At 63.4% G+C, this 24,021-nt stretch carries 20 protein-coding genes and 1 pseudogene; 11 read left to right on the forward strand and 10 right to left on the reverse strand.

Going from position 1 to position 24,021, the window contains the following annotated elements:
• Positions 1 to 16 precede the first annotated feature (16 nt).
• From ubiE to PFEN_RS28590, 10 genes are all read left to right on the forward strand, one after another.
• The gene (ubiE, locus tag PFEN_RS28545) at positions 17 to 787 is read left to right on the forward strand and encodes a bifunctional demethylmenaquinone methyltransferase/2-methoxy-6-polyprenyl-1,4-benzoquinol methylase UbiE (RefSeq protein WP_191489921.1); all 771 of its coding nucleotides are present in this window, start codon (positions 17 to 19) and stop codon (positions 785 to 787) included.
• Entirely contained in the window at positions 787 to 1,410 is a 624-nt protein-coding gene (locus PFEN_RS28550) for an SCP2 domain-containing protein (RefSeq protein WP_191489922.1), read from the forward strand. Before ubiE ends, PFEN_RS28550 begins: the two co-directional genes overlap by 1 nt.
• A complete protein-coding gene (gene ubiB / locus PFEN_RS28555) occupies positions 1,407 to 3,008 on the forward strand; it encodes a ubiquinone biosynthesis regulatory protein kinase UbiB (RefSeq protein ID WP_191489923.1) in 1,602 nt (533 codons plus the stop codon). Before PFEN_RS28550 ends, ubiB begins: the two co-directional genes overlap by 4 nt.
• A gap of 80 nt (positions 3,009 to 3,088) precedes the next feature.
• Positions 3,089 to 3,481: a phosphoribosyl-AMP cyclohydrolase gene (gene hisI / locus PFEN_RS28560; protein WP_191489924.1), complete on the forward strand. Its 393-nt coding sequence runs from the start codon at positions 3,089 to 3,091 to the stop codon at positions 3,479 to 3,481.
• 2 nt (positions 3,482 to 3,483) lie between these two features.
• The gene (locus tag PFEN_RS28565; protein WP_191489925.1) at positions 3,484 to 3,816 is read left to right on the forward strand and encodes a phosphoribosyl-ATP diphosphatase; all 333 of its coding nucleotides are present in this window, start codon (positions 3,484 to 3,486) and stop codon (positions 3,814 to 3,816) included.
• A gap of 23 nt (positions 3,817 to 3,839) precedes the next feature.
• The gene (locus tag PFEN_RS28570) at positions 3,840 to 4,118 is read left to right on the forward strand and encodes a twin-arginine translocase TatA/TatE family subunit (RefSeq protein WP_191489926.1); all 279 of its coding nucleotides are present in this window, start codon (positions 3,840 to 3,842) and stop codon (positions 4,116 to 4,118) included.
• Between the two features lie 10 nt (positions 4,119 to 4,128).
• Entirely contained in the window at positions 4,129 to 4,590 is a 462-nt protein-coding gene (gene tatB / locus PFEN_RS28575; protein WP_191489927.1) for a Sec-independent protein translocase protein TatB, read from the forward strand.
• Positions 4,587 to 5,369: a twin-arginine translocase subunit TatC gene (gene tatC, locus PFEN_RS28580; RefSeq protein WP_191489928.1), complete on the forward strand. Its 783-nt coding sequence runs from the start codon at positions 4,587 to 4,589 to the stop codon at positions 5,367 to 5,369. Before tatB ends, tatC begins: the two co-directional genes overlap by 4 nt.
• Positions 5,366 to 6,073: a 16S rRNA (uracil(1498)-N(3))-methyltransferase gene (locus PFEN_RS28585; RefSeq protein ID WP_191489929.1), complete on the forward strand. Its 708-nt coding sequence runs from the start codon at positions 5,366 to 5,368 to the stop codon at positions 6,071 to 6,073. The genes tatC and PFEN_RS28585 overlap by 4 nt, the downstream gene beginning before the upstream one ends.
• A gap of 334 nt (positions 6,074 to 6,407) precedes the next feature.
• Positions 6,408 to 8,351, forward strand: coding sequence for a methyl-accepting chemotaxis protein (locus PFEN_RS28590; RefSeq protein WP_191489930.1), 1,944 nt, complete (start codon positions 6,408 to 6,410; stop codon positions 8,349 to 8,351).
• Between the two features lie 133 nt (positions 8,352 to 8,484).
• Here PFEN_RS28590 and PFEN_RS28595 read toward each other — a convergent pair whose 3' ends face one another.
• The 5 genes and pseudogenes from PFEN_RS28595 to pip all read right to left on the reverse strand — a co-directional run bounded on the left by PFEN_RS28595 (position 8,485) and on the right by pip (position 15,595).
• Entirely contained in the window at positions 8,485 to 9,285 is an 801-nt protein-coding gene (locus PFEN_RS28595) for a transporter substrate-binding domain-containing protein (RefSeq protein WP_191489931.1), read from the reverse strand.
• Between the two features lie 286 nt (positions 9,286 to 9,571).
• Positions 9,572 to 12,159, reverse strand: a pseudogene (mdoH, locus tag PFEN_RS28600) (glucans biosynthesis glucosyltransferase MdoH); the annotation flags it as partial.
• The gene (locus tag PFEN_RS28605) at positions 12,152 to 13,924 is read right to left on the reverse strand and encodes a glucan biosynthesis protein G (RefSeq protein ID WP_318193370.1); all 1,773 of its coding nucleotides are present in this window, start codon (positions 13,922 to 13,924) and stop codon (positions 12,152 to 12,154) included. The pseudogene mdoH and the gene PFEN_RS28605, both read right to left, overlap by 8 nt.
• A 265-nt stretch (positions 13,925 to 14,189) precedes the next feature.
• Positions 14,190 to 14,627: a D-aminoacyl-tRNA deacylase gene (dtd, locus tag PFEN_RS28610; protein WP_191489934.1), complete on the reverse strand. Its 438-nt coding sequence runs from the start codon at positions 14,625 to 14,627 to the stop codon at positions 14,190 to 14,192.
• On the reverse strand, positions 14,624 to 15,595 hold the full coding sequence (gene pip, locus PFEN_RS28615) for a prolyl aminopeptidase (protein WP_191489935.1): 972 nt from the start codon (positions 15,593 to 15,595) through the stop codon (positions 14,624 to 14,626). The genes dtd and pip overlap by 4 nt, the downstream gene beginning before the upstream one ends.
• Positions 15,596 to 15,867: 272 nt before the next feature.
• Here pip and PFEN_RS28620 point away from each other — a divergent pair, with 272 nt between their 5' ends.
• On the forward strand, positions 15,868 to 16,788 hold the full coding sequence (locus PFEN_RS28620; protein WP_191489936.1) for a hypothetical protein: 921 nt from the start codon (positions 15,868 to 15,870) through the stop codon (positions 16,786 to 16,788).
• A gap of 167 nt (positions 16,789 to 16,955) precedes the next feature.
• Here PFEN_RS28620 and hutG read toward each other — a convergent pair whose 3' ends face one another.
• From hutG to hutH (PFEN_RS28645), 5 genes are all read right to left on the reverse strand, one after another.
• Complete coding sequence (gene hutG, locus PFEN_RS28625; RefSeq protein WP_191489937.1) at positions 16,956 to 17,759, reverse strand: N-formylglutamate deformylase; 804 nt, start codon at positions 17,757 to 17,759, stop codon at positions 16,956 to 16,958.
• 11 nt (positions 17,760 to 17,770) lie between these two features.
• Positions 17,771 to 18,976, reverse strand: coding sequence for an imidazolonepropionase (hutI, locus tag PFEN_RS28630; RefSeq protein ID WP_191489938.1), 1,206 nt, complete (start codon positions 18,974 to 18,976; stop codon positions 17,771 to 17,773).
• 17 nt (positions 18,977 to 18,993) lie between these two features.
• On the reverse strand, positions 18,994 to 20,403 hold the full coding sequence (locus tag PFEN_RS28635) for an amino acid permease (RefSeq protein WP_191489939.1): 1,410 nt from the start codon (positions 20,401 to 20,403) through the stop codon (positions 18,994 to 18,996).
• A gap of 377 nt (positions 20,404 to 20,780) precedes the next feature.
• The gene (hutH, locus tag PFEN_RS28640) at positions 20,781 to 22,319 is read right to left on the reverse strand and encodes a histidine ammonia-lyase (RefSeq protein ID WP_191489940.1); all 1,539 of its coding nucleotides are present in this window, start codon (positions 22,317 to 22,319) and stop codon (positions 20,781 to 20,783) included.
• 111 nt (positions 22,320 to 22,430) lie between these two features.
• Entirely contained in the window at positions 22,431 to 23,954 is a 1,524-nt protein-coding gene (hutH, locus tag PFEN_RS28645) for a histidine ammonia-lyase (RefSeq protein ID WP_191489941.1), read from the reverse strand.
• Between the last annotated feature and the right edge of the window lie 67 nt (positions 23,955 to 24,021).

Raw genomic sequence — 24,021 nt, forward strand, 5'->3', positions numbered from 1 at the left:
TTCTGGTGACAGCGACATGACTGATCAGCGCAAAGGCAGCGATGCCGAACCCACCACGCACTTCGGCTTCAAGAACGTACCGGAAAGCCAAAAGGCGGAAAAGGTCGCCGAGGTGTTCCACTCCGTGGCCGCCAAGTACGACCTGATGAACGACGTGTTGTCCGGTGGCATGCATCGCCTCTGGAAGCGCTTCACCATCGAGCTGTCCGGCGTGCGCGTGGGCAACCGGGTGCTGGATATCGCCGGCGGCACCGGCGACCTGGCCCGCAAGTTCTCCCATCTGGTGGGCCCCACCGGCCAAGTGGTGCTGGCCGACATCAACGCCTCCATGCTCAAGGTCGGTCGCGATCGCCTGCTGGACCTGGGCGTGGCCGGTAACGTCGAGTTCGTCCAGGCCGACGCGGAGAAACTGCCGTTCCCGGACAACCATTTCGACTGCGTGACCATCGCCTTCGGCCTGCGCAACGTCACCCACAAGGAAGACGCCCTGCGCTCCATGCTGCGGGTGCTCAAGCCCGGCGGCCGGCTGCTGGTGCTGGAGTTCTCCAAGCCGACCAACGCCCTGATGTCCAAGGTCTACGACGCCTACTCGTTCGCCTTCATGCCGCTGGCCGGCAAGCTGATCACCAACGACTCGGAAAGCTATCGTTACCTGGCCGAATCGATCCGCATGCACCCGAACCAGGAAACCCTGAAGTCAATGATGGTGGACGCCGGCTTCGACCGCGTGACCTACCACAACATGACCGCGGGCATCGTCGCCCTGCATCGCGGTATCAAGCCCTGATGCTGCTCAGCGGCCTTCTCGCTGGCGTCGAACAGGGTCTCAACCGTGTGCTGCGTCTTGACGGCACGGCTTTGAGCCGCCTGGGCCAACTGAGCGGCAAGGTCATCGAAGTCGACTGCGCCAGCCCGGCCCTGAAGCTGTTCATCCTGCCCAGCGACGAAGGCCTGCTACTGGCCGCGCACTGGGCCGCCGAGGCCGACTGCAGCCTCCGTGCCCCGGCCGCGAGCCTGCTGAACCTGGCCCTGAGCCGCGACAAGAGCGCCGTCCTGCACGGCCCCGAGGTGCAACTGGAAGGCGACAGCGCGGTGCTGCTGGACCTGGCCGGCGTGCTCCAGGACCTGGAGCTGGACTGGGAGTACGAACTCTCGCGCTGGCTCGGTCCGCTCGCCACCCCCCTGCTCAGCGGCCACCTGCGCAGCCGCGCCGGGCTGTACCGGCGAGGTTTCGTCAGCCTGAAGCAGAACCTCGCCGACTATCTCAGCGAAGAATCCCGTACCCTGGTCGGTACCCACGAGGCCGAAGCCCGCTTCGCCGAACTGGACCAGGTCAAACTCGACCTGGAACGTCTCGAGGCGCGTGTCGAGCGCCTTTCCCGAACCCTCCAATCCAGCGATAACGCATGAAGCTGCTTGCCGTCCGCCGTCTGTTGCGCATCCAGCGCGTCGTGATCCGTTACCGTCTCGATGACCTGCTGTTCGAGTTACCTCTGCCCTGGTTCCTCCTGGCGCTGCGCTTTGCCCTGCCCTGGCGCTGGTTTCCACGCAGAACCCTGGATCTGAGCCGAGGGACGCGCCTGCGCCTGGCCTTGCAGGACCTGGGACCGATCTTCATCAAGTTCGGCCAGATCCTCTCCACCCGCCGCGACCTGTTGCCCGAGGACATCGCCGACGAGTTGATGCTGTTGCAGGACCGCGTGCCGCCGTTCGACTCGCAGACCGCGGTCAAACTGATCGAGGCGCAACTGGGCAAGAAGATCGGCGAGGTCTTCAGCCGCTTCGATATCGAGCCGCTGGCCTCGGCCTCGGTGGCCCAGGTCCACGCCGCCCAGCTCAAGAGTGGCGAAGAGGTGGTGGTGAAAGTCATCCGCCCCGGCCTCAAGCCGATCATCGCCCAGGACCTGGCCTGGCTGTTCCTCCTCGCCCGGGCCGCCGAGCGGGTCTCGGCCGATGCCCGCCTGCTGCACCCGGTGGATGTGGTCAGCGACTACGAAAAGACCATCTACGACGAACTCGACCTGCTGCGCGAAGCGGCCAACGCCAGTCAGCTGCGGCGCAACTTCGAAGGCTCGGAGATGATGTACGTGCCCCAGGTCTACTGGGACTGGTGCCGGCCGAAAGTGCTGGTGATGGAGCGTATCTACGGCATCCAGGTCACGGATCTGGCGACCCTGGCCGACCAGCGCACCGACATGAAGATGCTCGCCGAGCGCGGCGTGGAAATCTTCTTCACCCAGGTGTTCCGCGACAGCTTCTTCCACGCCGACATGCACCCCGGCAACATCTTCGTCAGCACCGTCAACCCGTGGAGCCCGAAGTACATCGCCATCGACTGCGGGATCGTCGGCAGCCTGACCCCGGAAGACCAGGACTACCTGGCCCGCAACCTGTTCGCCTTCTTCAAGCGTGACTACCGCCGCGTTGCCCAACTGCACATCGATTCCGGCTGGGTACCGGCACACACCAAGCTCAACGAGTTCGAGGCGGCGATCCGCACCGTGTGCGAGCCGATCTTTGAAAAGCCGCTCAAGGACATCTCTTTCGGCCAGGTGCTGATGCGCCTGTTCCAGACCGCGCGGCGCTTCAATATGGAAGTCCAGCCGCAACTGGTGCTGCTGCAGAAAACCCTGCTCAACATCGAAGGGCTGGGCCGCCAGTTGTACCCGGAGCTGGACCTGTGGAGCACCGCCCAGCCGTTCCTCGAACGCTGGATGCGCGAGCGCGTCAGCCCGAAAACCCTGCTCGGCAACCTGCAGGGCCAGATCGAGCAACTGCCGCACCTGGCCAGCATGACCCGCGACCTGCTCGAGCGCATGGCCCAGCCCCAAGCCAATCCCGAGCCGAAAGAACACCGGAGCAAGGACGACTGGCTGCTGCGCCTGCTCGGCACCCTGCACCTGAGCGGCGGTGCGCTACTCGCCGTCGGCGGGCCGTTGCATGATCTGGGACAATGGCCGGCGGGTATCATGGCGGCCATAGGGGTGTATCTGATCGTGCGCCGATAGCCAGTCAGGCCCTGGGCTGGCACACTGTTCATTCGCCGAGGCACCACCACGCAGGTGGTGTCCGGTTGTCGGAGTCGAAGATGAAAGACTGGCTGGACGAGATCAAATGGGACAGCGACGGCCTGGTACCGGCCATCGCCCAGGATCACAAGACCGGGCGCATACTGATGATGGCCTGGATGAACCGCGAGGCGCTGCAACTGACCGCCGCCGAGAACCGCGCCATTTACTGGTCACGCTCGCGTGGCAAGCTGTGGCGCAAGGGCGAAGAGTCCGGCCACGTGCAGCACCTGCACGAAATGCGCCTGGACTGCGACGCCGACGTGATCATCCTGATGGTCGAGCAGGTCGGCGACATCGCCTGCCACACCGGCCGCCACAGCTGCTTCTACCGCGTGTATGAAAACGGCGGCTGGAAGATCGTCGATCCGGTCCTCAAGGACCCGCACAGCATCTATGCAGCAGGACACTGAACATGACTGACACCCTGACCCGCCTGGCCCAGGTGCTCGAGGAGCGCAAAGGCGCCGATGCCGACAGCTCCTACGTCGCCAGCCTGTATCACAAGGGCCTGAACAAGATTCTGGAAAAAGTCGGCGAAGAGTCGGTCGAGACTATTATTGCTGCAAAGGACGCCGCGATCAGCGGCGACTGCAGCGACCTGATCTACGAAACCGCCGATTTGTGGTTCCACAGTATGGTCATGCTCGCCCAACTGGGGCAGCATCCGCAGGCCGTGCTGGACGAACTGGATCGCCGCTTCGGCCTGTCCGGACACGTCGAGAAAGCCTCGCGCCCGTCCGCCTAACAACTTTCGAGAGGAGCAGCATCATGGGCATTTTTGACTGGAAACACTGGATCGTCATCCTGGTCGTCGTCGTGCTGGTGTTCGGCACCAAGAAGCTGAAGAACCTCGGCACCGACGTCGGCGAATCGATCAAGGGCTTTCGCAAGGCCATGAACGACGAAGAAAAGACCGCCGAGCCAACGACCCCGCCCGTCGCGCAACCGGCCCCACCGGTGCAGCCGCAGGCCAGCGCCCAGCAGAACACGCCGCACACCATCGACGTGCAGGCGCAGAAAGTCGAAGAGCCCCGCAACAACTCTTGAGTACTGACCCATGTTCGGTATCAGCTTCAGTGAACTGCTGCTCGTGGGCCTGGTGGCCCTGCTGGTGCTCGGCCCCGAGCGCCTGCCCCATGCCGCGCGTACCGCCGGCCTGTGGGTCGGTCGGTTGAAGCGCAGCTTCAACGCGATCAAGCAGGAAGTGGAACGCGAGATCGGCGCCGACGAAATCCGTCGGCAGTTGCACAACGAGCACATCCTGTCCCTGGAACAGGAGGCCCGCAAGATGCTCTCGCCCACACCGCCGAGCACACCCGCCGAGCCGCTGGTGGAACAGACGCTCCACGCCGTCCCGCCGCTGTCGGCAGAAATCCCGCCAACGCCGCTGACCGCCACCGAGTCGGTACCGGTAGCCGGCGCCGTGGAAGCGGCACCGCACCTGACAGAACCCGCAAGCGCGCCGCCCATCGGCACGCCTGCGCCTCATGACCCTACTTTGCCGCCGCGAGCCCCATGAGCGATATTCCGGAAAACGACCAGCACATGCCGCTGGTTTCGCACCTCACCGAGTTGCGCACCCGCCTGCTGCGCTGTGTCGCGGCGATCTTCCTGATCTTCGCCGGGCTGTTCGCCTTCACCCAGCAGATCTACACCTTCGTCTCCATCCCGCTGCGCCAGTACCTGCCGGTGGGGGCAACGATGATCGCCACCGACGTCTCGTCGCCGTTCCTGACACCGCTCAAGCTGACCATGATGGTCTCGCTGTTCCTGGCCATCCCGGTGATCCTGCACCAGATCTGGGGCTTTATCGCCCCGGGCCTGTACAAGCATGAAAAACGCATCGCCGTGCCGTTGCTGGTATCGAGCATCGTGCTGTTCTACACCGGCATGGCCTTCGCCTACTTCCTGGTGTTCCCACTGATCTTCAAGTTCTTCGCCGCCGCGACTCCGGCCGGCGTGGAAATGATGACCGACATCACCAGCTACCTCGACTTCGTGATGACGCTGTTCTTCGCCTTCGGCGTGGCCTTCGAAATTCCCGTGGCCGTGGTGCTGCTGGTATGGATCGGCGTGGTCGACATCAAGTACCTGAAGAAAGTCCGCCCTTACGTGGTCATCGGCTGCTTCGTGGTCGGCATGATCCTGACGCCGCCTGATGTGTTCTCCCAGACCCTGCTGGCCGTGCCGATGTGGCTGCTGTTCGAGATCGGCATCCTGTTCGGTGGCCTGGTCCGCAAACGCGGCGACGAAGAGCCCGCCGACAGTGACGCCCAGCCGCCAGCCCCGCTGACGTGAACCTGCTGCTGCTGGAGGAGGCCGATTTTATCGCTGCCGACCTCGTTGTGCTGCGCGACCGGCGCCTGACCCATATGCAGGAAGTCCATCGCCTGGCGGTGGGTGACAGCTTGCGAGTCGGGCGTATCGGCGGCCTGATGGGCAGCGCCGAGGTGCTGCGCCTGGACGCCAGCGAGGCCGAGCTGCGGGTCAGCCTGGATCGAGCACCGCCGGCAAAACTGCCGCTGACCCTGATACTGGCCCTGCCACGCCCGAAAATGCTTCGGCGGGTGTTCCAGACCGTCGCCACCCTGGGCGTGCCCAAGGTGGTACTGGTGAACAGCTACCGTGTGGAAAAGAGCTTCTGGCAGACACCGTTCCTGGAGCCCGGGGCGATTCGCGAGCAACTGATCCTCGGACTGGAGCAGACCCGCGACACCGTGCTGCCGGAGATCCTCATCGAGAAACGCTTCAAGCCCTTCGTCGAAGACCGTCTGCCGGCCATCGGCGCGGGCACCCTCGGCCTGGTTGGCCATCCCGGCGACTACCCACCCTGCCCGCGCGGCCTGGACGAGCCGGTGACCCTGGCCATCGGCCCGGAAGGCGGCTGGATTCCCTATGAGATCGACCTGCTGGGCAAGGCCGGACTGCAACCGGTACAGCTCGGCGAACGCATCCTGCGGGTCGAGACCGCTGTAACCGCGCTGCTCGCCCGGCTGTTCTGATCCACCGGCACCATGCTAATGGTGTCCCCGCCGCAACCTCTCGACTTGCCCACTCACTCAAGCCTGAGCGCATACCTTGTGGGAGCAGGGCTTGTCGGATCGCCGCACCGCCGCGAAGCTTTTAGCGACCTCGCGGGCCTATTCGCGGGCAAGCTCCGCTCCCACAGGTACCGTGTTCGACCTTAACTGGCCGACAGCCAAAACCTTCAACCTTAAGAGAGCTTTCCCACAGCCCATTCAGGTCGCATCTCCCGCGTCCAAGCCGATGACAGAACATGCCCCACGCACCTGCGCGTGAGGGTCATGGACTCATCTGCTGGACAGGAGATTCACCATGTTCAATTGGCTCACCCGCGCGCTGCGCGACCGCAGTATCCGCTTCAAACTGGCCCTGGGCTTTGGCCTCGTATTGCTCTTGACCCTGGGACTCACCCTCGCTGGTTGGCACGCCCTGGGCACCACGATAGAGCGTTCGCAAACGCTTTCGAGCATCGCCCGGCTGAGCCGGCTCACCAGCGACATGCGCGCCGACCGTATCACTTTCCGGGTGTTGAACGATCCCCAGAGTCGTACCCGGATCAGCCGGCAATTGGCGACCATCGAGAAGCTGCTGGCGCTGCTCCCGCCGCGTCTGCCGGAGCCGGGCGACCGCCAGATCCTGAGCGACCAGCAGCAGGCGGCCGAGGGTTTCCGGAGCGCTCTCAACGATCTCGATGAAAGCCTTCGAGAACGCGAGCGCGCCCGCAAGAGGATGAGCGCCAGCGTGAGCCAGGCCAGCCAAGCGGTGGCTCGCTTCGAAGCCCATCAACTGCGTGAAGCGAGCAAGAGCCCCCATGACCTGCAGTGGCAAGCCCCGCTCAAACGGATCGAAGAACTACGCCAGCTGACCCACGACACCCACGTCAGCATCCTCACGCCGGCCTATCTGTTCGATTCACTGCACGCTTATTCAGAGCAGGGGCTGAAGGCAATCGATCGTCTTGGGCAGCTCGAAACACAAGTGACGCCATTGACACCGTCCCTGGCCGACGACCACAAGCGCATGCAGATGGAGCTGCGTCACTACCGCGACGCGCTCCAGCGGTTCAAGGATGCACAATTGCTCACCGAGACCGCTCATAACCTCATGGAGGACTTGGGCAACAAGCTACTGGCCGGCAACGAAGAACTGAGCCGTAACCAGACTCAGAAGCGTGATCGTCAGGCGCAGGCGGCCAAATGGATGCTGGCGAAAATAGCCCTGCTGGCCTGGCTGATCGCCATTCTGGCCGCCTGGAGCCTCAGTCGCCAATTGCTGATCCCGCTCTCGCGCAGCCTGAAGCTGGCCCGGCACATTGCCGCGGGCGACCTGAGCCGCGATGTGGCGGTCGACCGCCACGACGAGCTCGGTCAGTTGCAGCAGGCCATGCGCGGCATGACCCTGGGTCTGCGGGAACTGATCCGTGGTATTGGCACCAGCGCCTCCCGCGTGGCGAACGCCGCCGAGCACCTGTCGAGCAGTACCGAACAGACCGATGCCAGCGTCAGCAGCCAGTACGCCGCCACCGAGCAAGTGGCGGCAGCCATGAAACAGATGACCGCCAGCGTGCTGGAGGTTGCCCGTCACGCCGAAACCGCTTCCATGGCCGCCACCCAGGCCGACCGACAGGCCCGCGAAGGCGACGGTGCGGTCGCCGACGCCATCGAGCAGATCGAACAGCTCGAGCAACAAATGCAGCTCTGCTCCCAGGCCATGGACGGGCTCCAGCACGAAAGCGAACGGATCGGCAGCGTGCTCGATGTCATCCAGTCGGTGTCCCAGCAAACCAACCTGCTGGCCCTCAATGCCGCCATCGAGGCGGCCAGGGCCGGCGAGGCAGGCAGTGGCTTTGCCGTGGTCGCCGATGAGGTCCGCAGCCTGGCACAGCGTACCCAGGACTCGGCACAAGAGATCAAGGAACTGATCACGGCGTTGCAAGGCGGTACCCGGCAAGTCGCCGGCATGCTCGACAACAGCCACAAACTGACTCGCAACAGCGTCGAGTCAAGCCGCCACAGCGGCGGCAAGCTGGAAGCCATCAGCCGCAGCGTGTCGCAAATCCTCGGGATGAACGAACAGATTGCCGCGGCTGGCGAAGAACAGAGCGTCGTTGCCGAGCAGATCAGCCGCAGCGTGCTGCACGTGCGCGACATGTCGCGGCAGACCGCCAACGCCTGCGACGCGACCACCGCGGCCAATCAGCAACTGCGCCAGCTGGGAGAACAACTGCAGCGTCTGGTGGAGCGCTTCAAGGTCTGAACGCCCCCTGCAGGAGCGCTGGTTGACACTCGATTGCCTGCGCTGGAACCCTTGAGCCTTGCATCACCCATCTGGGCGTCATCGCCAGCAAGTTGGTTCCTACAAGGGATTTGCGGCGATCACGAGAGCGGGCTCAGTCGATTTCGGCCAGCCAGTCGGTTGCCTTGAACCACTTGTCGTGGATCCGATCGTAGGTGCCATCCTCGGCGATCTGGTGCAGGAAGTGGTTGATCCAGTTGAGACTGTCGTGGTTGCCCTTCCTCACCCCGAAGGCCAGCGGTTCGTAGGTGAACGGCTGCTCCAGGCACAGCAGCTTGCCATTGCCCAGCCGGTTCACCGCCACCAGGTTGTAGGGGGCATCGTGGACAAAGGCATCAGCCTTGCCATCGAGCACCGCCCGCACCCCCTCCTCCTCATTGGCATAGGTGCTCAATTGGGCCGCGCCCATCATCTTTCTCGCGACGATTTCCCCAGTGGTCCCGGCTTTGACCGCGATGCGATAACCCGCCTCGTTCAGGTCCTCGAAACTCTGCACCGTGCTACCCAAAGCGAGGGGAATCAGCAGCGTCTGCCCGACTACGATAAAGGCATCGCTGAAGTTGAGCCGCAGGTTACGCTCCTGGGTCAGGGTCATACCACTGGCGATCAGGTCGAACTTGTTCGCCAGCAAACCCGGGAGCAATTCGGCATAGGGACTGGATACCAACTCCAGCTTCACTCCCAGTGCCTGGCTCATCTCACGTAACAGATCGATCTCGAAACCAATGATCTCGCCACGTTTATTCGTCATTTCGAAGGGGATATACGTGGGATTGGTCCCCACTTTCAGCGTGCCGCGCTTGAGCGCATCGTCAATGGCGCCCGCTTGCACCGCGCATGTGTGGACGAGCACAACGATGCCCAGCAACAACACCGATAGAAACCTTTTCATCATGAAACTCCCCTGGGCCGCTTTTCCGGTCGTGCCAGCAAGACCCGCGATTTCCGCGTGCAAGCACAATCGCCATGGCCTGCCGGGCACAATTTTGGGGCGCGATCCTAACGTACTCGGATGCAGGGCAACACCGAGGAGGAGCTGGTCTTTTGTTACCAAATGACAAATGAAAGCGGAGAGAAACAGGGTGTAACCAACGTCGCACCCTGTGGACTGACACGGCTCCCGTAGGAGCCGGGCTTGCTCGCGAAGAGGCCCGTAAGAGCGCCAAAAGCTTCGCAGGCAAGCGGCGCCTACATTGGATCAGGCCGGCTGGACCGTCGGCGTAGCCGGTTGCAAAGGCAACAACGGCGCATGCGGATCGGCCTTGATCGAATCGCGCCAGGCACCAAGCCACTCGGCGTGGCCTTCACTCCAGACCTGCGCATGCAGACGGGTCAAGGCCACCGGATCGCTCAGCAGGTGCAGGCGTGACTGATTGTCCAGCCCTGCCGGACCGACCTTCAGCGCATGCCGCACACGCTCGACACGCAGCCACTCGATCGGCTCGGCATGGCCGTGACGGGCCGTTGCCAAGGCACAGGCCAGGGCATTCTGCCGCGGATCGACCACCGCCCGGACAAAGCCGTCATTGAGCGCATGCCAACGGTTTTCGTGGGTGTACTCATCCGTCGCCAGCAACGCCTGGGGCGGATTGTATTCCTCGGGAATGAGGAACAGGCTCTCATCCTTGGAGCGCAAGCCCAGGTTGACCCGGCTGGAGATCACCGAAACCGGGATCGACAGCATCAGCGAACCAACGATCGGTGTCAGCCACCAGAGAAAACTCGGGTTGAGCCAGATCACCAGCAGGGCCCAGAGGGCACCCAGCAAGGTTTGCGGGCCATGCCGACGCACCGCTTCGCTCCACGGCGTGGAGTCGTCGTCACGCTGCGGAGAGTTCCAGGTCGCCGCCCAACCGAGGAACGCGGCCAGGACGAAACGGGTGTGGAAAATCATCCGTACCGGTGCCAGCAGCATGGAGAAGAGCATCTCCAGCAGCATCGACAGGGTCACCTTGAACTTGCCGCCGAACTCTTTCGCGCCCTTGGCCCAGATCAGGATGATGCTCAACAGCTTGGGCAGGAACAGCAACACGATGGTGGTGGAGAACAGCGCCACCGCCTTGTCCGGATGCCATTGCGGCCACAGCGGATAGAGCTGGCGCGGCTCCATGAAGTACTGCGGCTCCATCAGCGTATTGACCGCCAGCAAGGCCGTCGACAGCACCAGGAAGAAGAACCACAACGGCGCCGACAGGTAGGACATCACGCCGGTGAGGAACACCGCGCGGTGCACCGGGTGCATACCCTTGACCAGGAACAGGCGGAAGTTCATCAGGTTGCCGTGACACCAGCGCCGGTCGCGCTTGAGCTCATCGAGCAGGTTCGGCGGCAGTTCTTCGTAGCTGCCCGGCAGGTCATAGGCGATCCACACGCCCCAACCGGCACGGCGCATCAACGCGGCCTCGACGAAGTCGTGGGACAGGATCGCCCCGGCGAAGGCGCCTTTGCCGGGCAACGGCGCCAGGGCGCAGTGCTCGATAAACGGCTTCATGCGAATGATCGCGTTGTGACCCCAGTAGTGCGATTCACCCAACTGCCAGAAGTGCAGGCCGGCGGTGAACAACGGACCGTAGACCCGGGTCGCGAACTGCTGCATGCGCGCATAAAGGGTATCCATGCCCGACGCCCGTGGCGCGGTCTGGATGATCCCGGCGTCCGGCGTGGCTTCCATCAGGCGTACCAGGCTGGTCAGGCATTCGCCGCTCATGACGCTGTCGGCGTCGAGCACCACCATGTACTTGTAGTCACCGCCCCAGCGCCGGCAGAAGTCGTCGAGGTTGCCGCTCTTGCGCTTCACGCGACGGCGGCGACGGCGGTAGAAGATCCGGCCGAAGCCCGAGGCTTCGCGGCAGACGTCCAGCCAGGCCTGTTGCTCGGCCACGCAGATATCGGTGTCGTTACTGTCGCTGAGGACGAAGAAGTCGAAGCGATCCAGGTCGCCCGTGGCCGCGACCGACTCGAAGGTCGCGCGCAGGCCGGCAAAGACCCGCGGCACGTCCTCGTTGCAGATCGGCATGACGATGGCGGTACGCGCCTCCTTGGCGATCGGCTCGCTACCGGCGCTGGCGCCGGAGATACGGTACTTGTCGTGCCCGGTGAGCAATTCAAGGAAGCCCATCAGCGCAGTCCAGAAACCCGCCGAGACCCAACAGAACAGAATCCCGAACAGCACCAGGATGCTGGTTTGCAGCAGATAAGGCAGCACTTGCTGGGCAGTCTGCAACAGCGGTTGATGCACCACTTCGTTGAGATCGACGAACGCCCAGCCCTGATAGGGCATGATGCCTTTCATATACCAGCCGGCGACGATGGTCTGGCCGAGCATCAGCACCAGCAGGATATAGCGGCGAATCGAACCCACGGTGCGCCAGCGCGCATGGGGCAGGTCGTGCTTGTCTTCCTTGGGCACTGGCGGGTTGCTGCGCCCGGTCAGGCGCCGCCAGCCACGCACCAGGATATTGGTACGCCACGGCTCCGGCACGACCTTGGTCCGGCGGATCGGCGGCGTGGCCTTGAGGCATACGCGCCCAGCGGCGTCGACCGCGAGCATCTCGGCGTCCTCCAGCTCGGTCGCCGAGTCGAGGATCAGCCGGCGTCCCACCGAAGCCTGCGCGGCTTCGGCGGAGTCACCCGCCGGTTGCGCGCTGAGGCGCTCATGCAGCTCGGCGAACGAGCTGCAGTTCGACAGTTCCGCACGCTGCTCATTGCTCAGCGGCAGGTGCGCCAGGTACTCGAAAAGAGCCTCTGGCTGGACGATTGGCTTACTCATCGGCAGGCAACTGGTAGCTCCAGGTCTCGGTCAGGACTTGCTCGGTCGGCACCGGTACCGGGGTGGTTGGGGCGGCCTCGGGAGCTGGCGCCGCGGCGTCATGCTCTTTCGCGGGATCTTTCTTGTCCTGGGCCTTCTCTTTCTCTTTTTCTTTCTCTTGCTGCTTGGCCGCGACCTTGTCGGCCTTGACCACCTGGGACGAGACGGCGACCTTGGCCGGATCCGCCGTGGCGATGTCCTTGACCAGGTTCGCACGCAGTTCGGTGGCCTTGCTCGGATCCTTCACCTTCAGGCGCAGGGTCAGGCGCCAGCCCTGGGTTTCCGAGTTGTAACGCAGGCTGTTCTCCACCAGTTCGGCGTTGTCGCCGACGCTGACCTGGCTGCGCACCGCCGCATCTTCAGGCAAGGCCTTGAGGGACGGGCCTTCGAAGTCGATCAGGTAAGCCACGCTGCCGTCCGGTTGACGGATCAGGTTCGATTGCTTGACGTCGCCAGTGGACTTGAGGGTCTGCTTGACCCAGGCGCTGTCCGGCGAGTGCAGGGCCGCTTCGTCGGTAGTCCAGTGCAGGCGGTAGGCGAAGTTCATCGGCTGGCCAGCGTCGGCGCGTTCCGCCGGGTTCCAGAAAGCCACGATGTTGTCGTTGGTTTCGTCGGCGGTCGGAATCTCCACCAGGTCGACCGTGCCCTTGCCCCAGTCGCCCTTGGGCTCGATCCAGGCGCTTGGACGCTTGTCATAGCGGTCGTCGAGGTCTTCATAGTGACTGAAGTCACGGCCACGCTGCAGCAAGCCGAAGCCACGCGGGTTTTCCACGGAGAAATTGCTCACCGCCAGGTGTTTCGGGTTGTTCAGCGGACGCCAGACCCATTCGCCATTGCCGGCGTGGATCGACAGGCCGCTGGAGTCATGCAACTCGCGACGGTAGTTGAGGACCTTGGACGGCTGGTTGGCGCCGAACAGGAACATGCTGGTCAACGGGGCCACGCCGAGCTTGCCGACCTTGTCGCGCAGGTACATCTGCGCCTTCACGTCGACGATGGTGTCGGTGCCGGGACGCAGCGTCAGGCGGTAAGCACCGGTGGCACGCGGCGAGTCCAGCAAGGCGAAGATCACCAGGTGCTTGTCGGTCGGCTTGGGCTGCTGGATCCAGAACTCGGTGAACCGCGGGAACTCTTCTCCGGACGGCAAGGCGGTGTCGATGGCCATGCCACGCGCCGACAGACCGTAGGTCTGGCCCTTGCCGACGACGCGGAAATAACTCGCGCCGAGCATGGTCATGATCTCGTCCTGCTTGTCGGCCTTGTTGATCGGATAGAGCACGCGAAAGCCGGCATAGCCGAGCTGCTCGGTGGACTTGGGATCGAACTTGACGTCGCCGAAATCGAAGCGGGTCGGGTCGTACTTGATCTCTTTGACATCCTCGGCGGTGATCTCGTTGATCTTCACCGGCGTATCGAAGTGCATGCCCTGGTGGTAGAACGACAATTTGAATGGGGTTTTCTCGCCCGCCCATTCGGCCTTGTCGGTCAGGAAACGAATTTTCTGGTAGTCCGCGAACTTCATGTCACGGAACTCGTTCGGCAGATTGCTGCGCGGAGCTTCGTATTTCTGCCCGGCCAGCGTCTTGGCCTTGGCCGACACATCATCCAGGCTGAACGCAAAGAGTTGGCCCGCGCTGAGCAGGCAAAGCAGTGCCGAGCCCGCTACCAGCGCTTTTCGTAACCCTTTGGCAGTCAATGTTGGAGCATTACAGGGACTAACAATCACGAGCAACCCTCGCCGAAAACAGATCAAAAACCAACGGCCAGCTATCTATATGCCAGGTTGGCGAGCATTGTTCCGACTCCGATGGGGGCAAATGATTCCCCAATCGATCACGGACAAGTCTCTACCTAAGTCAAAATGGACCAACGAACACCGATCCCCGTAGCGCGCGATTATCTAGTAGGCCGCGTTACAACGCATCAGGTGAAACAAAGTATTTATCGCGAAAACCCCCTGTTTTCAGTCAAATACGTCGTTTTTGATGCTTTCAGGTCTGTAACAGGAAGGTTACCGGGCCATCATTGACCAGATGCACCTGCATGTCCGCCCCAAAACGTCCGGTCGCCACTTGCCCATGCAAGCGTTGCGCCTGTGCCACTACATAGTCGAACAACGCCTCGGCCAACACCGGAGGCGCCGCCGTGGAGAAGCTCGGACGCAACCCGCTCTGGGTATCGGCCGCCAGGGTAAACTGCGACACCAGCAGCAAACCGCCGCCGGTGTCCGCCAGGGACAGGTTCATCTTGCCCTGCGGATCGCTGAACACCCGATAGTTAAGCAGCTTCTTCAGCAGTTTGTCAGCGTGCGCCGGTGTGTCATCGGGCTCCACCGCCAGCAGCACGAGCAGACCCTGGTCAATGGACCCGACCACCTCCCCCGCCACCTCCACCCGCGCGCCGCTGACGCGTTGCAACAAGCCCTTCATGCTTCTTCGAGAGGCAGGTCGAGCAGACGTCGGGCCATCTGGTCCGCCGCCCGCACCAGCGCATCGGTGATGCCCGGCTCGGAAGCCGCGTGACCGGCGTCGCGAATCACCTGCAATTCGCTGTTGGGCCAGTTCTGATGCAGCTCCCAGGCGTTGTCCAGCGGGCAGATCACATCATAGCGACCGTGCACGATAACACCCGGCAGGTGGGCGATCTTGCCCATGTCGCGGATCAACTGGTTGGGTTCGAGGAACGCGTCGTTGGTGAAGTAGTGACATTCGATCCGGGCAATCGACAGTGCGCGTTGCGGCTCGGAGAAGCGGTCGACCACCAGCGGGTTCGGGCGCAGGGTCGCGGTACGGCCCTCCCACAGCGACCAGGCCTTGGCGGCGTGCATCTGGGCGATCTGGTCGTTGCCGATCAGGCGCTTGTGGAACGCATTGAGCAGGTCGTCGCGCTCATCCAGCGGGATAGGCGCCACATAGTCCTGCCAGTAATCCGGGAACAGACGGCTGGCGCCGGCCTGGTAGAACCATTCGATTTCCTGTGGACGGGCCAGGAAGATCCCCCGCAGGATCAGACCGTGCACCCGCTCCGGGTGGGTCTGGGCATAGGCCAGGGACAGCGTCGAGCCCCAGGAACCGCCGAACAGCACCCATTTGTCGATCCCCAGGTGCAGGCGAATGCGCTCAAGGTCCGCCACCAGGTCCCAGGTGGTGTTGTTCTCCAGGCTCGCGTGGGGGGTCGAGCGTCCGCAACCGCGCTGGTCGAAGGTGATGATGCGAAACAGGTTGGGATCGAAATAGCGCCGGCTCTGGGCATCGCAGCCGGCTCCCGGGCCACCGTGGATGAATACTACCGGCAAGCCTTCGGGCGAACCGCTCTCGTCGACATACAGCACATGCGTTTCATCCACGGCCAGATCGTGCCGGGCGTAGGGTTTGATCTGCGGGTACAAAGTCTGCATCACGCGCTCCGTAGGGGTCGAGGTCATCCCTGATGGGGACTTCATATTATTCTGTCGTCCGGCATCATAAACCCGAATCGCGGAATCGGCATGCCCTTGTCAAAAGCGGATGCGCGCGAGCGTATTCCTCGACCTTCCCCTCCGGTCGGACGCTGCCTAGCCATTCGGCCAGTGTTCAAGCCCGCCCGATAAACGCTTCAATAGTCAGGTCACATAGAAAGGCAGGAGCCGTTCTGCCGGGGTATCCGCGCAAAAGTGAAAGGGAGTTTCCAATGCAGCAAGACCATTTGCCGGACCTGCTTTCCTCCCCGGAGCAGGCCATCATCCTCGCCGACAACGAAATGTTTATCCGTGCCCTCTCCGAATTGGGTCTGGATGCCGCCGCCGTGGACTCGACAGAACCGCTACCGGCGCAAAGCCTGGTGTTTTCCTTCACCAGCCAGGGTGCCCGGCAGTTCTATGAGCGAGCAGCCAGGACGCGAGATAAACAAAGTATTCTCTGCCCGCTGCACGCCTTCGACCCGAGCCTGGAGAACGCGCTGTACAGCCTGATGCTGTTACTGCGCAGCGACTTCGCCGGTTGTCTGAGGCGCCAGCGCGACCACCTCCGACTGCTGAGTCGGCACCAACGGCTACACCTGGCTGGCGAGGGGGCGCGGGCCGACGTCTGGCTGAAAAGCCGCTCGGCGCCTTATGTCACGACCCGCGACGAAATCAGCGAGCATTTCGTGCTGTCCGTCTCGGAACTGTTCGAAGTGCACTACGCCCACATGCGCCCGGACAGCCCCGATCTTTTCCAGTTTAACGGCATCTTGCGCATCAGCGGTCTGTTGACGTCCCTGGGCCGCGGCCGGATGCCGCTCGCCAGCGGCGTCGACAGACAGCTGCTGGAGCTGGCCCAGAGTGTCGTCCGGCATCACGCCTGGTTGCACATCGAACACAATCAGGTGCGCTCGCTCAAGGTCGCCGGGCAGGAATATGTCGGCCTGCTGGCCCGGGCGGCGGGCGACCGGGGACTGTATCTGAGCGAATTCGCCATCGGCGTGAACGACAGCATCGGGCCGAACATCGACTACAGCCACAACTCGCCGATGAACGAGGGCGTCGACGGCGTGCATGTTGGCCTGGGGGACGGCGCCAGCGGCTACCACATCGACTTCCTCAGCCCCGGGGTCGAGGTACGGGCGGGCTGAAGGGGCACGGATTTTCCTCAACTACTGAAACCGCCACGAACCTGAGCTTGGCTTGCCAGCGAAGCTTTTGGCGGTTTTGAGGACCTCTTCGCTGCGATGCGGCGCCCCGACAAGCCAGGCTCCTGCAAGGGACCGCGCTCCGCCCCAGAGACCATGCAACCGGGGTTTCAGCGCCCGTAGTGCTCACGCCCCCAGGCCAACAGGCCTTGCAGCAGTTCCTTGAGCACTACCCGGGTCGGGTCGGCCAGATCGTTGCGGTAAGTGAACGGTTCGAACTCTTCCATATAGGTGCACTGCCCCAACTCGAGCTGCACCGCATGGATGTCCTGCGCTGGATCACCATAGTGGCGGGTGATATGCCCGCCCTTGAAGCGCCCATTCAACACATGGCTGTAGGCCGGATGGCGGGCACAGATGGCCTCCAGCCGTGCCGCCAGTTGCGGATCGCAACTGGCGCCGTTGAAGGTACCCAGGTTGAAGTCCGGCAGCTTGCCGTCGAACAGATGCGGGATCACCGAGCGGATCGAGTGGGCGTCGAACAGCAAGGCGTAGCCGAACTCAGCCTTGAGTCGCGCAAGCTCCTGTCGCAGGGTCTGGTGATACGGCGTCCAGATCTGCTCCAGATAGTTCGCCCGCTCCGCGACCGACGGCACGCGCCCTTCGACGAACAGCGGCACGCCGTCGAACAGGGTCGCCGGGTACAGGCCGGTGGTGGCCCCGACATACAGCGGCTTGTCGTCGGATGGCCGGTTCAGATCGATGACAAACCGCGAGTAGTCAGCCGCCAGGGTGCTGGCACCCAGTTCAGTGGCGAAATCATAGAGCCGCGGGATATGCCAGTCGGTGTCCGGCAGGCTTTGCGCCTCGGCGACCAGGCCGGCCTTGACCGCCGGGGTCAGTTGCAGGCCGGCATGGGGCATGCTGATCAACAACGGCACGCGACCTGGTTTGAAACTCAGAACGTTTTCCACGGGACATCCTCCTAGATCAATACCTCAACACCATGGCGCACCACGCGCTTGCCCAGGTCACCGCCCAGCCAGTAGGCCAGGTCCGCCGGACGCTCGATCTGCCAGGCGACGAAGTCCGCGACCTTGCCGACCTCCAGCGAACCGTGGCTGGCGCCCATGCCCAGTGCCGTGGCGGCATGCTGGGTGACACCGGCCAGGGCCTCTTCCGGAGTCATGCGAAACAGGGTGCAAGCCATGTTCAGCATCAGCCGCAGCGACAATGCCGGCGAAGTACCGGGGTTGAGGTCACTGGCGATGGCAATCTTCACGCCGTGCTTGCGCAGGGCCTCCAGCGGCGGCAGCTGGGTCTCGCGCAGGAAGTAGAACGCCCCGGGCAACAGCACCGCGACGGTACCGGCGGCAGCCATGGCAATGGCGTCCTCTTCGGTCATGAATTCCAGATGGTCCGCCGACAGCGCCTGGTAACGCGCCGCCAGGCTCGAACCATGCAGAGAAGAAAGCTGCTCGGCATGCAGCTTCACCGGCAAGCCCAATTGCTGTGCCACCTTGAACACCCGCTCGACCTGAGCCGGAGAAAACGCCAGGTATTCGCAGAAGGCATCCACCGCATCCACCAGGCCTTCGGCGGCCAGGGCCGGGAGCATCTCGGCGCAGACATGCTCGATATAGTCATCGGCCCGCCCGGCATATTCCGGGGGCAAGGCATGGGCCGCCAGGCAGGTGCTGCGCACACTGACCGGCAGCTCGCCAGCGAGGCGACGAATCACCTTGAGGATCTTGCGTTCACTGTCCAGGTCCAAGCCATAGCCGGACTTGATCTCGACACTGGTCACCCCGTCGCGCAACAGGCAGGTCAGGCGTTGCCGGGCGCTGGCAAACAATTCGTCCTCGCTCGCGGCACGGGTCGCCCGCACAGTGCTGGCAATCCCGCCACCGGCAGCGGCGATCTCGGCATAACTCACGCCTTGCAGGCGCTGCTCGAACTCGCCGCTGCGGTTGCCGCCGAACACCGTGTGGGTGTGGCAATCGATCAGCCCCGGCGTGACCCAGGCCTCTTCCAGGTCATTGACCCGTGGATAATCCCCGGCCGGCAGTTCCGCGCGCGGACCGATCCACTCGATCTTCGACGCCACGGTGACAATGGCGGCATCCTCGATGATCGAGTAGGTGCCTTGCGCCATGCTTGCAACGTGACAGTTCTGCCAAAGCGTTTTCATCCGGGGCCTCCGTTAAATTATCGATGAGACAAAGCAGGGTCTTGCTGAACGCGCGCCTCACCAGCCGCCGCCGGCTTGACCCAGATCTGGTAGGCCAGCACCAGCAGGCCGATCCAGACCGCGCCGACGATCAGCGCCGGCCGGGTGTCGGGGAAATAACCCAGCACACCGAAGATAAACAGCATGAAAGCGATGGCCGCCATCGGCGCATAGGGCCAGAACGGCACCGGGAACTTCAGTTGCGCGGCCTCTTCACGGCTCATGGAACGGCGCATGGCCACTTGGGTGACCAGGATCATGATCCATACCCACACGGTAGCGAAGGTGGCGATGGACGCGATCAGCAGGAACACGCCTTCGGGGATCAGGTAGTTGAGCAGCACACCCAGCAACAGGGCGGCGGCCATGACCAGCACGGTCATCCACGGCACGCCGGCGCGGGACAGCTTGGCAAAGCCCCCGGGCGCATGGCCTTCCTGGGCCAGGCCGTACATCATGCGCCCGGCGCCGAAGATATCGCTGTTGATGGCGGAGATCGCCGCCGAGATCACCACGATATTGAGAATCGTCGCCGCCGAACCTATCCCCAGGTTCTGGAAAATCTGCACAAAGGGGCTGCCCTGGTTGCCGATCTGCTGCCACGGGTAGAGGGACATCAGCACGAACAGGGTCAGCACGTAGAACAGCAGGATGCGCAGCGGCACCGCATTGATCGCCTTGGGGATCACCCGCTGCGGGTCCTGGGCCTCACCGGCGGTGACACCGATGATCTCGATGCCACCGAAGGCGAACATGACCACCGCGAACGCAGCGATCATGCCCGCCGCGCCATTGGGCATGAAGCCGCCATGGCTCCAGAGGTTGCCGATGCCGACATCCGCCGAGGGCGTCGCCGTGCTGATACCGAAGAACAGGATGCCAAAACCGCCGAGAATCATCGCCACAATGGCGCTGACCTTGAGCAGCGACAGCCAGAATTCCATTTCGCCGAAAACCTTCACCGTGCACAGGTTCAGCGCGCCAATAAAGAAGACCACGCCGAGCACCCAGACCCAGCGGTCGACGTCGGGAAACCAGAAGCCCATATAGATGCCGAAGGCGGTGACGTCGGCCAGACCGACGATGACCATCTCGAAGGCATAGGTCCAGCCGAGGATAAAACCGGAGCGGGGGCCGATGTAGGTGCTGGCGTAGTGGCCGAAGGAACCGGCCACCGGCTCGTGCACGGCCATTTCGCCGAGGGCGCGCATGACCATGAACACCGCGGCGCCGCCGATCAGGTAGGCCAGCAGCACGGCCGGGCCGGCCATCTGGATGGCCGCGGCGGAACCGTAGAACAGCCCGGTGCCGATAGCTGAACCCAGAGCCATGAAGCGAATATGTCGGGCCGAAAGCCCACGTTTCAAACCTTTGATTTGCTGCTGCATTGCTCGTCCTTAATTATTCTTATCGGTGAAGCTCGATGAGAATCAGACTGGTGGCGAGTGTCTTGCGGCCGCCCGGCCGCAAAAGGGGTCGCAGGGTACCCAACCCGGCACGCGCAGGCAAAACGCATCTGCCGGGTGGCAACTCTCCAGAGGCTCACTGACTCACCACCTTGTGGCGAACGGGCTTGTCGGAACGCCGCACTGCCGCTCTGGGGCGCGAAGCGGCCCTAAAACCGGACACCGCGTTGTAACAGATACAACGCAGGTGCCGGTTTTACGGCCGCCGCGCAGCCGAGCGTGGGCAAGCCCACTCGCCACAATGGATTGCGCCGCCTGGTAAACAGTCACCTCAACCCCAGTCCGTTCTCGGGCAACGCTTACAGGCTTGGCAACAACTTGGCCGGTACCAGCGCATTCAGGCAGCGCGATGCCAGCAACTCACTGGCCGCCTCGATATCCGGGGCGAAGAACCGATCTTTCTCGTAATAGGCAACCTTCTCGCGCAAGGTCGCCCGCGCGGTTTCCAGGGTCGGCGAGGTTTTCAGGCCATTACGCAGGTCCAGCCCCTGGCAAGCCGCCAACCATTCCACAGCCAAAATCCCACGGGTGTTCTCAGCCATTTCCCACAAACGCTTACCAGCCGCCGGCGCCATCGACACATGGTCTTCCTGGTTGGCGGAGGTCGGCAGGCTGTCGACACTGTGCGGATGCGCCAGGGCCTTGTTCTCGCTGGCGAGAGCCGCGGCGGTCACCTGGGCGATCATGAAGCCGGAGTTGACGCCACCATTGGCCACCAGGAACGGCGGCAGCTGCGACATGTGCTTGTCCATCATCAGCGAGATGCGCCGCTCGCTCAGGGAGCCGATCTCGGCAATCGCCAACGCCAGGTTGTCCGCGGCCATGGCCACCGGTTCGGCGTGGAAGTTACCGCCCGAGATCACATCACCTTCGCTGGCGAACACCAGCGGGTTGTCGGACACCGCGTTGGCTTCGATCACCAGCACCTCGGCGGCCTGGCGGAACTGGGTCAGGCAGGCCCCCATGACTTGCGGCTGACAGCGCAGGGAGTACGGGTCCTGGACCTTCTCGCAATTCTCATGGGAGTCGGACACCGCGCTGCGCTCGCCCAACAGGTGGCGATAAGCAGCAGCGGCATCGATCTGGCCATGTTGACCGCGGGCGGCATGGATACGTGGGTCGAACGGCGAACGCGAGCCCAGCACCGCTTCAACCGTCAGCGCACCGCTGACCAGGGCGCCGGCGAACAGGTCTTCACCTTCGAACAGGCCACGCAGGGCATAGGCGGTGGACACCTGGGTGCCGTTGAGCAGCGCCAGGCCTTCCTTCGCCGCCAGGGTCAGCGGTTGCAGGCCGGCCTGTTTCAACGCGGCGCGCGCATCCAGCCATTGCCCCTGGTAACGGGCCTTGCCTTCACCCAACAGCACCAGGGACATATGGGCCAGCGGCGCGAGGTCGCCGGAAGCGCCGACCGAACCTTTCAGCGGAATATGCGGATAGACCTCGGCATTGATCAGGGCGATCAGCGCATCGATCACCTGGCGGCGGATCCCGGAGAAACCGCGGCTCAGGCTGTTGACCTTGAGCACCATGATCAGCCGTACCAGATCATCGCTGATCGGCACGCCGACGCCGGCGGCGTGGGACAGCACCAGGGAGCGCTGGAGGTTTTCCAGGTCCTCGCTGGCGATACGGGTCGAGGCCAGCAGGCCGAAACCGGTGTTGATGCCGTAAGCGGTGCGGTTCTCGGCGAGAATCTGCTCGACGCAGGCGACGCTGGCTTCGATCTGTGCCGAGGCACTCTGATCCAGGGTCAGTTGCACCGGCTGCTGATAGATGGCACGCAGTTGGGCCAGGCTCAGTTGGCCGGGAATCAGGTTCAACACAGTCACATTCATGCTCCTTTTGAGAGTTTTTATTAACTACCAGACGCTCCGGAAGCTTCCGTTATCCGTCGCCGCCGGCTTTTTTGAGCCGCTGGCGCCTTGGCACGCTGGTTATTCGTGGAATCAGCGCAGATCGGGAAACCTGCCCTGGATTAATGTCGGGTTCTTCAGCAGCGCCGCCGCGCGGGCGATGTCCGGGGCCAGCCAGCGGTCCTGGTCGTAGGCCGGAACGTGCTCGCGCAGCAATTTCCAGGCGCGCTCGGTGCCGGCGCCGAAGCGCTGCTCCTTGAGGAATTCGAAGGCCTGGGCCGCCAACAGGTACTCGATGGCGAGGATCTGCGTGCAGTTTTCCAGGGCCCGGTGCAATTTCAGCGCAGCGTTGGTCCCCAGGCTCAGGTGGTCTTCCTGCAGGCCCGAGGTGACGTAGTTGTCGAGCACCGCCGGCTGCGCCAACTGGCGGTTTTCCGCGCAGAGGGATGCGGCGACGTACTGCACGATCATCATCCCGGAGTTGACCCCGGGGTTACTCACCAGGAAGGCCGGCAGGCCGCTGACATGTGGGTTGATCAGGCGATCGAGACGGCGCTCGGCAATCGAGCCGATTTCCGCCATGGCAATCGCCAGCAGGTCCGCCGCCAGGGCGACCGACTGGCCATGCGGGTTGGCCTGGGACATCACCCGGTAGTCGTCCGGCGTGCCCAACAGCAGCGGGTTGTCGGTACAGCCATTGAGTTCGATCTCGATCTGCCGGGTGGCGTGGTCCAACTGATCGCGGGCGGCGCCGTGCACCTGCGGGATCGAACGGATGCTCAGGGCGTCCTGGGTACGAATGCCTATGCTCGCGGCAATCACTTCACTGCCATCGAGCAGGCCACGCAGGTTGCGGCCGACCTGCTGCATGCCGGGATGCGGCTTGAGCGCGATGATTTGCGCATCGAACGCGGCGATCTGCCCGCGCTGGGCCTCGAAGCTCATGGCGCCGACCACATCGGCCCATTGCACCAGGCGGGTCGCGTCGGCCAGGGCCAGGCAGCTCAGGCCGCTCATGCACGGCGTGCCATTGACCAGGCACAAGCCGTCCTTGGCCCCCAGTTGCACCGGTTGCAGGCCCTCCTCGTCCAGCGCCTGTTGCGCCGGCACGATCCGCCCGCGATAACTCACCAGGCCGACACCGAGCAAGGCGATACCGATATGGGCCATATGGGTCAGGTAACCCACCGAACCCTGGGCCGGCACTTGCGGGGTGATGCCACGGTTGAGCAAGGCCAGCAGGGCTTCGACCACCTGGCGCTGCAGGCCGGATTTGCCGTGGCTGTAGTTGACGATGGCGGCGCAGATGATGGCCCGGGTCTGTTCATCGGACAATGGCGCGCCGACACCGCAGGCATGGCTGAGCAGGGTATTGCGCGACAGTTGGCTGAGCTGTTCGCCGGACAGCGAGACATTGCACAGCGCGCCGAGCCCGGTGTTCACGCCATAGGCGCGCTCGCCGCTGACGACGATGCGCTGGACGATGGCCTGGGCGTTGTCGATCCGCGCCCAGGCCTGGGGCGACAATTCCAGCGGCGCGCCGTGACGGGCCACCGCGACCACATCCTGCCAGCGCAACGGTGCGTCGGCGATAACGATTTTTTCAGCCTGGGACATCTTCAACCTCGTCTGTACAACCTGAATATTGATGCAGCCTTACCGCCGCCTTCGTGGGCAAGCTCCG

This window comes from Pseudomonas sp. FEN (genome assembly GCF_904067045.1).
Classification (GTDB): Bacteria; Pseudomonadota; Gammaproteobacteria; order Pseudomonadales; family Pseudomonadaceae; genus Aquipseudomonas.

Bases quoted from the DNA above. Each gene is read 5' to 3' on its own strand.
- ubiE (WP_191489921.1), top strand. From the start codon at position 17: ATGACTGATCAGCGCAAAGGCAGCGATGCCGAACCCACCACGCACTTC.
- PFEN_RS28550 (WP_191489922.1), top strand. From the start codon at position 787: ATGCTGCTCAGCGGCCTTCTCGCTGGCGTCGAACAGGGTCTCAACCGT.
- ubiB (WP_191489923.1), top strand. From the start codon at position 1,407: ATGAAGCTGCTTGCCGTCCGCCGTCTGTTGCGCATCCAGCGCGTCGTG.
- hisI (WP_191489924.1), top strand. From the start codon at position 3,089: ATGAAAGACTGGCTGGACGAGATCAAATGGGACAGCGACGGCCTGGTA.
- PFEN_RS28565 (WP_191489925.1), top strand. From the start codon at position 3,484: ATGACTGACACCCTGACCCGCCTGGCCCAGGTGCTCGAGGAGCGCAAA.
- PFEN_RS28570 (WP_191489926.1), top strand. From the start codon at position 3,840: ATGGGCATTTTTGACTGGAAACACTGGATCGTCATCCTGGTCGTCGTC.
- tatB (WP_191489927.1), top strand. From the start codon at position 4,129: ATGTTCGGTATCAGCTTCAGTGAACTGCTGCTCGTGGGCCTGGTGGCC.
- tatC (WP_191489928.1), top strand. From the start codon at position 4,587: ATGAGCGATATTCCGGAAAACGACCAGCACATGCCGCTGGTTTCGCAC.
- PFEN_RS28590 (WP_191489930.1), top strand. From the start codon at position 6,408: ATGTTCAATTGGCTCACCCGCGCGCTGCGCGACCGCAGTATCCGCTTC.
- PFEN_RS28595 (WP_191489931.1), bottom strand. From the start codon at position 9,285: ATGATGAAAAGGTTTCTATCGGTGTTGTTGCTGGGCATCGTTGTGCTC.
- dtd (WP_191489934.1), bottom strand. From the start codon at position 14,627: ATGAAGGGCTTGTTGCAACGCGTCAGCGGCGCGCGGGTGGAGGTGGCG.
- pip (WP_191489935.1), bottom strand. From the start codon at position 15,595: ATGCAGACTTTGTACCCGCAGATCAAACCCTACGCCCGGCACGATCTG.
- PFEN_RS28620 (WP_191489936.1), top strand. From the start codon at position 15,868: ATGCAGCAAGACCATTTGCCGGACCTGCTTTCCTCCCCGGAGCAGGCC.
- hutI (WP_191489938.1), bottom strand. From the start codon at position 18,976: ATGAAAACGCTTTGGCAGAACTGTCACGTTGCAAGCATGGCGCAAGGC.
- PFEN_RS28635 (WP_191489939.1), bottom strand. From the start codon at position 20,403: ATGCAGCAGCAAATCAAAGGTTTGAAACGTGGGCTTTCGGCCCGACAT.
- hutH (WP_191489940.1), bottom strand. From the start codon at position 22,319: ATGAATGTGACTGTGTTGAACCTGATTCCCGGCCAACTGAGCCTGGCC.
- hutH (WP_191489941.1), bottom strand. From the start codon at position 23,954: ATGTCCCAGGCTGAAAAAATCGTTATCGCCGACGCACCGTTGCGCTGG.